The sequence below is a fragment of the Psychrobacter sp. Ps4 genome (assembly GCF_022129285.1).
In the GTDB taxonomy this organism is placed as follows: Bacteria; Pseudomonadota; Gammaproteobacteria; order Pseudomonadales; family Moraxellaceae; genus Psychrobacter; species Psychrobacter immobilis_A.
In genome coordinates, this window is sequence record NZ_JADQAK010000001.1 from 180,546 (window position 1) to 193,334 (window position 12,789).

Sequence of the window (12,789 nt, forward strand, 5' to 3'; positions counted from 1 at the left end):
ACCATGACTGATACGCACACTGACAGCCTAAACGGCAACCGTAGCAATACACAGCAAAAGCTAATATTGAGTGTCGATAAGCTTAGTATTCTTACCAATAACGGCGTAACGTTAGTCGATAAACTCTCTTATGAGCTGCGGCAAGGACAAACTTTTGCTATCGTAGGTGAATCAGGCTCTGGCAAATCTATTGCAAGTCTCGCGCTATTAGGCTTATTGCCAGACAGTTTGACCGTTAGCGGTGAGGTGAAGCTGGCAGGGTCAGCAGGGTTGACTGTGCTACCGATAGCCAATGCCAATGCCAATGTTAGTGTTAGTGCTAAGGCACGTAACGCTGCGCTGCGCTCTATTCGTGGGCAGCGCAGCGGCATGGTGTTTCAAGAACCGATGACGGCGCTCAATCCACTACATACAGTTGCCAAACAAATTGCTGAATCACTACGTCTAGTTGGTGTGCCCAAGAAACAATGGCAAAGTCAAACAATCGATTTACTAAATGATGTCAATATTACCAATCCGATTGATAAGCTGAACCGCTATCCACATGAGCTATCAGGTGGTCAGCGTCAGCGCGTTATGATTGCCATGGCATTGGCACAGCAGCCTGATATTTTAATCGCTGATGAGCCGACCACCGCGCTTGATGTGACTCTCCAACATGAGATTCTCGCTCTATTAGATGACCTTAAGCGTCAGCATAATATGGCGATGGTGCTTATTAGCCATGACCTCAATCTGGTCAGGCGCTACAGTGATGAAGTAATCGTCATGCACCAAGGTAAAACGATTGAGCAGGGGCAAACCGCAGCGGTGTTTAACCAGCCCAAAGCCGAATATACCCGCTCGCTAATCAAACAAGACTTTGGCCAAGCACTGAACTTCTCTAATGATGATGAAAGTCAGCCACAAACCGTATTGCAAGTCAGCAATTTACAAGTACAGTTTCCCATTGAAAAAAGTCTGTTTGGTAGTACTAAGCGCTGGTTTGATGCAGTAAAAAATGTTGATATGACGCTACAGAAAGGGTGGGCGTTAGGCATTGTAGGTGAGTCAGGCTCTGGAAAAACCACGATAGCGCTTGCATTAAGTCAATTGCTTAGCAATCAAGCGCGTGTGGGTGGCGAAATAATAGTCAATGGACAAGATATTTCAGTATTGTCCAAGGGTGAGCTACGTCAGTTTCGCTCGCAAATTCAAATGGTATTTCAAGACCCATTTGCCAGTATCAATCCACGTATGACAGTGATGCAAATCGTTGAAGAAGGATTGCTCGTACAAGGCGTTGATAAGGCAGCACGGCAGCAGGCAGTGATGGATAGCCTTACTACCGTGCATCTGCCAGCTGAGTTTGCGCATCGTTATCCGCATGAGCTATCAGGTGGTCAGCGTCAGCGTGTCGCACTTGCGCGCGCCCTTATTATGCAGCCGAGTCTATTGATATTAGATGAGCCGACGTCCGCGCTTGATAGTACCACGCAGGTGACCGTCGTTAATTTACTACGTGAAATTCAGGAAAAATTGCAAATCAGTTATGTGTTTATTAGTCATGACTTAAAAGTGGTGCGCGCCTTATGTCAGCATATTATGGTGCTTAAAGATGGCATATGTATTGAGTACGGACGTACTGAAGATGTTTTTAATAGCCCACAGCATCCCTATGCGCAGCAGTTGCTGCAGGCGAGTATGATTTAGCTTAGCCAAAAAGAGTTAAGCAGATATAGCCAAATAAGCAGAACATGGCAGTTCATACTAATTGCGATATCCTAAAAATAGCAGTGATACAATAAGTTAAACAGACGTTCACTTTAGTTGGATGCTTAGATTTGTTTAATTTTTAGTTAAAGAGCCGTTTAAATTGCTGCTTTAAAGGATTGTCATCGCTATTATTACCATCATTAAAAAGGATTTTTACTCATGAAAAAACAAAATAGTATTGTTAAATTAGTAAATAACAAGTTAGTAAATACCAATGGATTGCAGAATGTCGGTTATTTAGCCGTTGCTAAAACACGCGCTAAAGTCTTAAAAGCGTTCGCTTATGTTGTTCCAATTAGAAGACCAATGCTATTTGTTGGTGAGAGCTCTTGTGAAGAGCTATGTGATATGGCTATCAACGAAGGCAGCACCAATGTATTTATCGTCACTGATGCCGTGCTTAATAAGCTAGGCATTCCAGCCAAAGTGACTGATTATCTAGATAGCAAAAATATCAGCTATACCGTTTATGACGGCATTACCCCAGACCCTACTTTTAAGGTTGTCGAAAAAGGACTGCGCAAATCTATCGATGCTAAGTGCGATTCAATTATTGCCATCGGTGGTGGTTCGGTCATTGATGCGGCTAAGATGATTGCGATGTCACAAGGCAATAGCTGCAAGCCGCAACAACTTATCGGCATTCTTAAAGCCAGAAAGCCTTCTATGCCGCTCTATTGTATTCCTACCACGGCTGGCACAGGTTCAGAAGCAACCCTTGGTGCAGTAGTATCAGACGATAAAACGCATCAAAAAGCGCTGTCTATTGACCCAAGAATGGTGCCATTAGCAGCGGCTATTGACCCTGTTATTATGAAAGGCATGCCGGCTCATATCACAGCGGATACGGGTATCGATGTTTTAACGCACGCGCTTGAAGCTTGGATGAGTGCTAATGCGAGCGTAGAGACCGATTATTATGCGGCTTCTGCGGTCAAATCTGTGATGCAAAACCTACCGCTGGTTTATAAAGACGGCGGCAATCTTAAAGCCAGAGAAGAGATGGGTATTGCCGCTCATTACGGCGGTATCGCCTTTAATAAAGCGGGTCTTGGTTACGTCCATGCTATCGCTCACCAGTTAGGGGCGCACTATAGTATTCCTCACGGTCGTGCCAATGCCATCGTGCTGCCGTATGTGCTTGATGTCAATCGTCAAGGAAGTAAAAAAAGACTGGCACAGTTGGCTAGAAAAACAGGTATGGTAAAATCGGGACAAGCTAGCAAGAGTGATGCTGAGATTGCCGACCACCTCATCGCGCAAGTACGCGAACTGATTGCTACTTTGAATATAGATCCAACGGTGAAAGGCATGCAAAGCAGTGATTTTGATAAAATTGCCAAAGCAGCAGCAAAAGAAGTCAGTGATACCTATGCCGTACCAACGTATCTATCAGCGTCTGAAATCAAGGCTATTTTAACCAAGATTCAGCAAGCCAGTGATGAGCATACTGCTGGAAAATAAAAGAGTAACTAAGCTACATAAGCTGCCTAAGATATATTGATGTAATATAAAAGAGCACACTACGCTGTCCGTAATGTGCTCTTTTTTTAATTATTGTACTTTGTAGCAAACTTATCTTATTAAGAAATTGGGTATAATTCAGGATTATACTGTTTAATTATATTAAATAATATCTAATTACTGTTAAATTTTTATAACAATGTAGGTATAGTTTAGTGAGGTCAAAGAGTTATCATAGTTATATTATATTACTTTTAGGAGGTATCGATGAATCATAAATTAAAGACGGGCGCTATTTCGATGGCTGTAGCAGCCATCAGTATGGTTTTCGTTGGCTGTGCTGCCACCGAAAATACGCCCGCTGTAAAAAATACTGCCATCGATAATCCTTATGCGCCAACGGATCCAAATCTCGCAGTCGCTACGGTCGCTGGCGGTTGTTTTTGGTGCGTGGAAGCGGGTTATGAAAAGATACCTGGCGTTGTAGAAGTGGTCTCTGGCTATACCGGCGGTCAATCGACCAATCCAACTTATAGCACTGTATCAGCAGGCGGCACAGGGCATACTGAAGCGGCTCAAGTATATTATGACCCGACGAAAATCACCTATAATGGTCTCGTTCAAGCGTTATGGCGTATCGCCGATCCAACCGATGCTGACGGCCAGTATGTAGATCGTGGAACCCAGTATCGTCCCGCTATTTTTTATAATAATGCACAAGAAAAGCAGATAGCGGAAGCTGCTAAGCAATCACTGCAAGACTCTGGTGTCTATAGCAAACCAGTTGTGATTGAAATTGTTGCTGCTAGCAAGTTTTACCCTGCTGAAGAGTATCATCAAGATTATTATAAGAAAAACCCAATCCGCTATAAAGCTTATACCTTTAATTCTGGTCGCTATCAGTTTATCGAAAGTGTCTATGGTAAAGACTACGAGCTGGATTTTAGCCAGTTTAAACCTACGGCGGCAGGTAGCGTACAGGCAACATCAAACAATGCGTCAGCTACTAAAGCTAGTACAGGATTCCATCCAGATACCTTTGTGAAGCCTGCACAGGATGAGCTAAAGCAGTCGCTCAGTGATATTCAATATAAAGTCACTCAAAAAGACGGCACCGAACGCGCTTTTGATAATGAATACTGGGATAATAAAGCGCCTGGGCTGTATGTCGATGTGATATCGGGGGAGCCACTATATTCCTCTCGTGATCAGTACAAATCTGGCACTGGCTGGCCAAGCTTTACCCGTCCATTGAGCACGGATATGGTCGTTGAGAAGGAAGACCGAGGGATATTCGGAAGCCGTACCGAAATTCGTAGCCGCTATGCAGACTCACACGTCGGTCATGTATTTGACGATGGTCCAGCACCGACAGGCAAGCGCTACTGTATGAATTCAGCGGCAATGCGTTTTATTCCACTGGCGCAGATGGAAGCAGAAGGTTATGGCAATTGGATTGATGACGTAAAATAGGTTAGTTATGCCTCGTTATATTGCAATTAATGGTTGATTGCTAATTATTAATGATAGCTATATTGAAAGGTACGCATTAAAAAAGGATACTTAAGTATCCTTTTTTTATTATCTATTGTTATTTGAAGCGTTAGAATGCAGGCTGACGTCTAGGGATCGCACTCAAAAACTCTGTACGCGCTTGGTTATCATGGACAAATTCACCTAACATCGACATCGTGCGTGTAGTAGAGTGCTGCTTATTTACGCCGCGCATCATCATGCACATATGCGCTGCATCCATCACTACTGCTACGCCGCGACAGCCAGTGACATCCATGATAGTTTGTGCCACTTGCTCGCTTAAATTTTCTTGAACTTGCAAGCGACGGGCGAACATATCGACAATACGGGCAAATTTTGATAAGCCCAGTACTTGACCATTGGGTAAATAGCCTACATGAGCGATACCATGAAAAGGCAGCATATGATGTTCGCACAATGAATAAAATTCAATATTTTGTACCAATACCAGCTCGCGATTGCTCGATGGAAACAGGGCGTCGTTGACGACTTCATCCAAGCTTTGATGATAACCTTGGGTTAAATGTGCAAAAGCTTTTGCAGCACGCATCGGCGTCTCTTCAAGACCGGGACGCTGTAAGTCCTCGCCAGTTGAGAGAATCAGTTGACGATAAGACTCAACGCTTTCTTGGTAATTTGATGCTATTGTTGGGGTGTTACTCATAAGTTTGGCAGCCATCCAAAATGTGGGTGTAGCTTAACGCTAAATCCCTAATTACGAACAGTTACAAATAACTGTTGTAAAGGATTTTTATAAAAATTGTGCAAGCTGGGAAGGGCTGTGATTATACTTGAAATCTCCTTAACTTCATACTGCTGTGGCGAGCAGTTGGGTGTTTAATCAATATTAGACGCCATTATAAGGGAATACAGTTTACGACTGTTTACTTAAATTAATTCGTGTATAATGACTTATTTTATAATTTGTACTTTTTACGCTGTGATATTCATCGTATCTAATCACTCCAAATAACTTAATATGATTAAATAATTTTGATCGACCCAAAAGGAAATATTATGCTACTACAAGGACAACGATTTGTCGTGACAGGCATTGCGAGCAAACTGTCTATCGCTTGGGCTATCGCTGAGGCACTGCACCGTGAAGGTGCCTCATTAATTCTCACTTATCCTAATGATAAGATCAAAAAGCGTGTCGATATGGCAGCGGAGAAATTCGAAGCAGATTTGGTACTTGAGTGTGATGTGGCGTCTGATGAGTCTATCGCTGCCTGCTTTGAGCAAGTCACTGCCCATTGGGGTGATGGAATCGATGGTGTGGTACATGCGATTGGCTTTGCACCGATGGATCAGCTTGATGGCGATTTTGTTAAGGCGACGACCCGTGAAGGCAGTCAAATTGCCCATGATATCTCAAGCTATAGTTTTGTAGCATTAGCCAAAGAAGCTCGTGCTTTATTAGCCATGCGTCACGGTTCGATGCTGACATTGACGTATGAAGGTAGTATCTCGGTATTGCCAAACTACAACGTCATGGGTATGGCAAAGGCCAGCCTCGAAGCCAGTGTTCGCTATTTGGCTACTTCGATGGGCGGTGAAGGCATTCGTGTCAATGCGATCTCAGCAGGTCCTATTCGCACGCTTGCTGCCAGTGGCATCAAATCATTCCGTAAAATGCTCGATATCAGCGAAAAAATCGCGCCGCTACAACGTAATATCACACAAACCGAAGTTGGTAATGCGGCGCTTTTCTTGCTATCACCTTGGGCATCTGGTATCACCGGCGAGATTATGTTTGTTGACGCAGGTTTTAATACCGTTGCTATCAGTGAGCAATTAATGATGCTTGATGAGCCGAAATAATGCTCTTCAATAGTCGGTTATAGGGTTTTATACATCAGGAAGGCAGCCAATCGGTTGCCTTTTTTGGTTATAATAGATGCTTTTTGGTGATAAGCCATTAGGCGGCAAATATGATAACCAAATTACCAAAGTGGATATTGTGGGGCGGGGCAGTACTGGCATTCAGTGCTGGCTGTGTTAACACTGCTGCGTTAATGGGGTTTACCAATCTATCGGTTTCTCACGTCACTGGCAACGTAAGCTTATTTGCAGCGGCTATTGCTTACTTGGATGTGCGTAGTATCTTGTATGTCGGTGCGCTGCTATTGTCTTTTTTGGCAGGTGCGATACTGAGTGGTTATGTGATTGGGCAGACATCATTAAAGTTAGGTAGGCGCTATGGTAGTGCGCTATATATCGAGGCGGCACTGTTAATGGCCAGCTACTGGTTGTATCAGCAGCATGATTATTTAGGACAGTTGGCTGCGGCAATGGCATGCGGATTACAGAATGCCATGGTAGCGACTTATAGTGGCGCGGTTATTCGTACCACCCATTTGACAGGTTTGACATCAGATATGGGCGCAGCGATTGGTAACTGGTTGGCAGGTCGATCGATTAGCAAACCGACATTAGGGTTTCAAGCCATTATTTGGTATTGCTTTTGCGGTGGCAGCGCCGTTGGAGCATTTTTATTCGCCAAGGTTGGCTATGAAGCACTATTTGTACCCATTGCTATCGTCTTGACGGCAGCATTTATATATAACTACGCCTCAGATCGCTTGCCAGAAAAAAGAGAGCCAAAACAAGAAAGGCGCTCATCATAATGATAAGCACCTTTCGTGTTTTGGCTTGGGTAATCATAAAACGTTGGTTTACTTCTCACCTTCATGGTCTTCATGTTCATGCATGCCCTGCATCATATCGAGTGCAGAGTCATCGGTACGCTGCTGATCTTTTTTAGCCAAACCGTCTTGATTGATATCTCTTGGTGCCATTTTAGTGGTTGAGTCTGTTTTATTTGCATCTGTCATAAAGTGCTCCTATTTATTGTTATTCATTTTCCGATATAAATACTAATAAAAAATAGTTATTAAGCTATTACTGGTATTAGAAATTTATTTTGACTTATTTAGTATGAGATAGCACCATACGCTTGTACATACTAAGTGTACGCTTGTTTAGTGACGATGTGTAACCGCACCTCACAAGGTTTGCTGTCTAATTAAAAGCAATTACTTGGTTATAAGTTGCTCTCACTCACTCTCGGCGTTCGGTTCAAAAATAAAAAACTCATGAGATAAATGTCATCTCTATAAAGTACCGTTTTAAGGTACATTTCCTAAAACGCATTAAAGTAATTCTTTACCTGTGAAATAACCATATTTATTGCAAATTTTATAAGGGCTTTTTTATAAAGGCTTTGTTGCATCAGCTTTTTGTTATATATCTGTTATGATAACGGCGTATTTTTTGTGGTTGCTGGTTGAATAGCCGTCAATCGCTAACATGCGTTTTTATTTTAGCGTCTTTTTACACTGTCTTTGGGAAAATAAGGACATTTTATGTCAGAGCAAAAACTAGATAGCCATCTTCCTGATGATGGCAATGAGTATTTATTTACCGATACCTTTCCAAAGGGTACTGGTAAAGGGTTGATAGTGGTCGCTATTGCGGCGGTTATCAGTATGATTATTTATAATGTATTGCCATTCGATATCAATGCCAATAAGGGTCTTGCCTTATTGTTCTTCATCGGCGTATTGTGGCTAACGGAAGCGTTGCACGTCACGATTACGGCACTATTGGTAGTCGTGGTTGGTGCCCTAGTTGGTATACCGGAATTCGATGCCGAAATAGGCTTACAAAGCTTTGCCAATCCGACCATTTATTTGTTTTTTGGTGGTTTTGCTTTAGCGGCAGCCTTGCATGTGCAGCAATTGGATAAAAAAATTGCCCTGAAGATTTTATCGATGTCAGGTGGCAAATTAAGCACGGCGGTATTTTTGATATTTGGCGTGACCGCATTTTTGTCGATGTGGATATCGAATACTGCGACGGCGGCGATGATGTTGCCATTAGCGCTAGGTATTTTAACGCAAGTTGACCGCGAAAAAGACCGAGGCACTTTTGTATTTGTACTATTAGGTATCGCTTACTCAGCAAGCCTTGGTGGTTTAGGTACGATCGTTGGTTCGCCACCAAATGCTATCGCTGCAAAGGCGCTCAATATTGCCTTTGTGGACTGGATGAAGTTTGGTGTGCCGATGATGCTGGTATTATTGCCGCTATTGTTAGGCGCGATGTATGTGTTTTTGAAGCCCAACCTGAACCGTAAAATTGTATTGGTTGAAGATGAGCCTATTGTATGGAATAAACCTCGCGTAGTGACGATTATCGTCTTTATTGTCACCGCGTTGAGCTGGATTTTCTCCAAAAAGATTGGTGCTGCGCTTGATATTACGGATACTGACGCGGTTATTGCCTTATCAGCTGCTGCCGCTGTGGTCAGCTTAGGCTTGGTATCGTGGAAGCAGGTGTCTGATAATACTGATTGGGGTGTACTCATGCTGTTCGGTGGTGGTATTGCCCTGTCGACGATTTTGAAGGTATCAGGTGCATCCTTGGTTCTAGGGGAGACGGTCGCTAATGCGTTGTCTTCTGCACCGCTTATCGTGGTGATGATTGCGGTATCAGCATTTATTATTTTCTTGACGGAGTTTGCTTCTAATACCGCCTCTGCCGCCCTGCTGGTTCCCGTATTTGCTGCCATTGCAGAGCAGATGGGTTTACCGCACGAAGTGTTGGTATTGGTCATCGGTATTGGTGCATCTTGTGCCTTTATGCTACCCGTTGCGACACCGCCAAATGCGATTGTCTTTGGTACGGGATTGATTAAACAGAGCGAAATGATCCGTACGGGTGTCATTCTTAATATTATTGCTACCTTTGTCGTCGGATTGTGGGCTTATTTCTTCTTAATATAGTTTATTAATCACATTAATCATAATTTATGAAACCCAATGTCTCAATAATCACGAGCCATTGGGTTTTTTTGTTTCTCTTTTCTATTCCTTTTTACAATTAGTCGATGTATAACATAGTGATTTGTTAGGAAAATAAATAGGATGGCGCACTCTAACTCCAACTCTAATAACAAGCAATTAAATACTATCGCGGCTATTTCTGACATTCATAGTAATGTCTTCGCGCTTGAAGCCGTGCTGACTGATATTAAACAGCGCGATATTGATCAAATTGTTAATCTGGGTGATATTTTATACGGACCGATTGCCCCTAAAGATACCTATGCGCTCTTAATGGCACAGCAGAACGATATCATTACTATTCGAGGTAATCAGGATAGACAGATTTACGAAGCGACAGCGGCGGAGATTGGCAACAACGCAACCATGGCTTTTATCGTAGAGGACTTGCCTAAAGCAGCGGTTAATTGGCTACAGAATTTACCATTTGATTGTCATCTGAGTGAGAACATTTATCTGTGCCATGGGTCACCAACCGATGACATGATCTATTTGTTAGAAAATATCGAGACGGGTCAGCCGACCTTACGTGATAATCTAGACATTTTGGCACAGCTTAACGGTATTGGCAGTTCAGTGATCGTATGTGGTCATACTCATATCCCACGTACAGTCACGCTATCGACAGGTCAGATAATCATCAATACAGGTAGCGTGGGTTACCCTGCCTATGAAGATGACTTGCCTGTTTTGCATAAGATGCAAACCTATTCGCCCCATGCCAGTTACGTGCTTATTAAATGTGTTGATACTGAACAAGGTAAATGCTGGCAAGTTGAGCATATCAAGGTGCCTTATGATTATGAAGCCGCGGCTAAATTGGCGGCAAGGAACGGTCGTGAAGACTGGGCGTTTGCACTGAGGACAGGGCGGGTATTGCCTTGATGAGCAATTAAATATATAAGTATCAGGATTTTGCCTATTTTTAGCATGATTTACTAAGTTGCAAGCTATTATATGCATCAATATCTCTATGACCACACCAAACCTCTTTCAATGCGGGTAGCGCTTGAATATCTATTTGCCTAAAAAAACCGTCTACATTAAGCTGTCGATAATTTGGTCCTCGCTCCATTAGTTGATTAGAAAATAAAGAAAAGCTTGAAACTGGCGTCTCAGAATAGCTATAGATATGAATACTAATAACATTAGCTCCCTCTTTGCCGCCTAGACCTTCACGCCAAAAACCATGGCTTTGACTGTTTATCTCATCGACTATGGCCTGCATTTTTTCAGGCTGATGCTTTGCGTCGTAAGATAGTAGAATAGGGTTTGAATAAGGGTTCTCAATTTCAACTTTGCTGATGTCATGATAAGTAGCTCTTGATGTTAAGCTTGATTCTTTATTTGTACAGGAAGTTAAACACAACACTATTGGCAAAAATATAGTCGCTATAAACGTCAGCTTAATAGCTATCAGAATGCCCATATTGATCCTTTTTATATGATTTATCTAACATCACACATTTTACTCAGAAGTTATTAACGTACAAGGTAATTCTTTATGCCAACACTATTTATGGTGCAGCTTGGTGGTCGCCCCAAAGGTCGTTTGATTGAGCAGCACGATATTTTATTCGGTGTAGCCAATCAGGTAAGCGAGCTAATAGACGATATCAATAATCATTGGCCGGAAGTCAACAATAAATGGCATATTGATTCATACAGAGCGATTACCAAAGTGGGAAACCATACTGTTAAATTGATTGAGTCAGATAACCAAGCCGCGAATGATAACGGTTTAAAACTGTTCTTTATTAATTTAGGCGGCTATCAGCGGGGGAGTTTTGAAGAGTTTCATCATAAGCTACTTATCGTTGCTGATAATCAAAAAGATGCTATTAAACAAGCAAAGCAAAGTGAGTTTTATCAACAACTTACTTTTAAAGATAAAGACACACCTTTTAATGCCGCATCGCACATTGATGATAAATTTCAGGTAGATATCGATGATATATACGACGTGAACGACCTTGTCTCAAACATACAGATTTTAATTGAGCCTAGGATTCATAATAGTCACGAACTTACAAATGCTGATGAAGATAAAGAGTATGTTGGTTATCTAAGTATCAAGAATTTAAGGAAGTTATTTTAAATTCATTTCATTTTTAATCTCATCATTTAATTAAGGACACACCCTAATATGGCTTTAAATATGTACTATAAAAATGGCATGATTCGCAAATCGCGTTGCCAAATCTCAGATGAGCTATTACCCACCCTTTATCAGATTCATGATAATGCTAAGTTTCCACAACTCACTTGGTTGATTGATAATGTGTATGAAAATCCGCAGATTCAACCTGATGTCGCACAAGCATTAGCTGATGAAATGGTAGCGTTTGAGAGGTTAATACTTTCGCTGCATCTGCCTTTTCCTAGGCTGCCATTGCAAAAGTTGCAGAATTTCTTTACGGGGGCTGCTATTCGTCAACAGATTATTTATACAAGTAGCGTTTGAGCTTACAAATAATTTATTCACAAAAATAAAATAGGGCTGGCAGGTTTGAGAAATTTGATAAAATGTCACTACTAAACCACGAATTTACGAACCTTTTATGATCTATCAATGCATCACAGAAGAGGGTGAGCATTTACGTTTGGATGTGATTAATAGCGATATTGGTTATATGCTGAAGTATTATTTCGCTACCCAAGGCAATCCTTTAAGATTAGAGGCGCAGCAAGCTACTGAGGATACCTATTATACGACTCTTTCTAATGGTACTAATCTCGTTATGCGGGATCCGAATAATTACTATGAGCTGACACAGTTTGAAGATAGCGATACTCCTTTTTATATTATTAATGCCATCACTAGTCAGGAGATGAATCATTTTTTATGTGAGGATAACTCAATTGAAAAGGATCAGTATGCTTTGATTGTTCAAATGGAGCCAGAGCATTTTAAATTTAAGCCTATGACTAATGAGCTTAGAAATATTTTGACTGAGCGTTTTGAAAATAGATAATAGTCTGCATAGTTGCCAAGCAAACACTATAACCACCTTGAATCGCGCCCAAATTACCCTCATAATCTAACCACTTCCAAACAATAAATAGCCTAAGTAAATATGCCGAATACTTCTAAGAGTACCTCAAATATACCAACTGAAAACAATACCAATGGGCTTAAATCCGATGAATTAAGTAGATTAGAAAACCCAAATCACGATAATTT

The 12,789-nt window shown here is 41.8% G+C and carries 13 protein-coding genes; 10 read left to right on the forward strand and 3 right to left on the reverse strand.

Annotation, left to right across the window (positions count from 1 at the left end; genetic code table 11):
• The first annotated feature begins 3 nt into the window (after window positions 1-3).
• The 3 genes from I3252_RS00735 (at window position 4) to msrB (ending at window position 4,692) form a co-directional block, all read left to right on the forward strand.
• Window positions 4-1,692: a dipeptide ABC transporter ATP-binding protein gene (locus tag I3252_RS00735; protein ID WP_238033983.1), complete on the forward strand. Its 1,689-nt coding sequence runs from the start codon at window positions 4-6 to the stop codon at window positions 1,690-1,692.
• A gap of 222 nt (window positions 1,693-1,914) precedes the next feature.
• A complete protein-coding gene (locus tag I3252_RS00740) occupies window positions 1,915-3,219 on the forward strand; it encodes an iron-containing alcohol dehydrogenase (RefSeq protein WP_238033904.1) in 1,305 nt (434 codons plus the stop codon).
• A gap of 267 nt (window positions 3,220-3,486) precedes the next feature.
• Entirely contained in the window at window positions 3,487-4,692 is a 1,206-nt protein-coding gene (gene msrB / locus I3252_RS00745) for a peptide-methionine (R)-S-oxide reductase MsrB (RefSeq protein WP_238033905.1), read from the forward strand.
• Window positions 4,693-4,822: 130 nt separating this feature from the next.
• On the opposite strand, the gene folE is transcribed toward msrB, so the two are convergent.
• Complete coding sequence (gene folE, locus I3252_RS00750; protein ID WP_238033906.1) at window positions 4,823-5,419, reverse strand: GTP cyclohydrolase I FolE; 597 nt, start codon at window positions 5,417-5,419, stop codon at window positions 4,823-4,825.
• A gap of 353 nt (window positions 5,420-5,772) precedes the next feature.
• Here folE and I3252_RS00755 point away from each other — a divergent pair, with 353 nt between their 5' ends.
• Both I3252_RS00755 and I3252_RS00760 read left to right on the forward strand, forming a co-directional pair.
• Window positions 5,773-6,579 (forward strand): enoyl-ACP reductase, encoded by an 807-nt coding sequence (locus I3252_RS00755; protein ID WP_060491067.1) that lies wholly within the window; start codon window positions 5,773-5,775, stop codon window positions 6,577-6,579.
• Between the two features lie 110 nt (window positions 6,580-6,689).
• The gene (locus I3252_RS00760) at window positions 6,690-7,385 is read left to right on the forward strand and encodes a YoaK family protein (protein ID WP_238033907.1); all 696 of its coding nucleotides are present in this window, start codon (window positions 6,690-6,692) and stop codon (window positions 7,383-7,385) included.
• A gap of 48 nt (window positions 7,386-7,433) precedes the next feature.
• Here the strand turns inward: I3252_RS00760 and I3252_RS00765 are convergent, their stop codons facing one another.
• Window positions 7,434-7,592, reverse strand: coding sequence for a hypothetical protein (locus I3252_RS00765; RefSeq protein WP_167541670.1), 159 nt, complete (start codon window positions 7,590-7,592; stop codon window positions 7,434-7,436).
• Window positions 7,593-8,123: 531 nt separating this feature from the next.
• Between I3252_RS00765 and I3252_RS00770 the strand changes: the two genes are divergently transcribed.
• Both I3252_RS00770 and I3252_RS00775 read left to right on the forward strand, forming a co-directional pair.
• On the forward strand, window positions 8,124-9,545 hold the full coding sequence (locus I3252_RS00770; protein ID WP_060491069.1) for a DASS family sodium-coupled anion symporter: 1,422 nt from the start codon (window positions 8,124-8,126) through the stop codon (window positions 9,543-9,545).
• Window positions 9,546-9,686: 141 nt separating this feature from the next.
• Entirely contained in the window at window positions 9,687-10,490 is an 804-nt protein-coding gene (locus tag I3252_RS00775; protein ID WP_238033908.1) for a metallophosphoesterase family protein, read from the forward strand.
• Between the two features lie 40 nt (window positions 10,491-10,530).
• Here the strand turns inward: I3252_RS00775 and I3252_RS00780 are convergent, their stop codons facing one another.
• Window positions 10,531-11,034: a hypothetical protein gene (locus tag I3252_RS00780; RefSeq protein ID WP_238033909.1), complete on the reverse strand. Its 504-nt coding sequence runs from the start codon at window positions 11,032-11,034 to the stop codon at window positions 10,531-10,533.
• Window positions 11,035-11,109: 75 nt separating this feature from the next.
• Between I3252_RS00780 and I3252_RS00785 the strand changes: the two genes are divergently transcribed.
• The 3 genes from I3252_RS00785 (at window position 11,110) to I3252_RS00795 (ending at window position 12,580) form a co-directional block, all read left to right on the forward strand.
• On the forward strand, window positions 11,110-11,703 hold the full coding sequence (locus I3252_RS00785; RefSeq protein WP_238033910.1) for a DUF1543 domain-containing protein: 594 nt from the start codon (window positions 11,110-11,112) through the stop codon (window positions 11,701-11,703).
• A 48-nt stretch (window positions 11,704-11,751) separates the two neighbouring features.
• Window positions 11,752-12,069, forward strand: a complete 318-nt coding sequence (locus I3252_RS00790) for a hypothetical protein (protein ID WP_201553814.1) — start codon at window positions 11,752-11,754, stop codon at window positions 12,067-12,069.
• A gap of 97 nt (window positions 12,070-12,166) precedes the next feature.
• The gene (locus tag I3252_RS00795; protein ID WP_238033911.1) at window positions 12,167-12,580 is read left to right on the forward strand and encodes a hypothetical protein; all 414 of its coding nucleotides are present in this window, start codon (window positions 12,167-12,169) and stop codon (window positions 12,578-12,580) included.
• The last annotated feature ends 209 nt before the right edge of the window (window positions 12,581-12,789 follow it).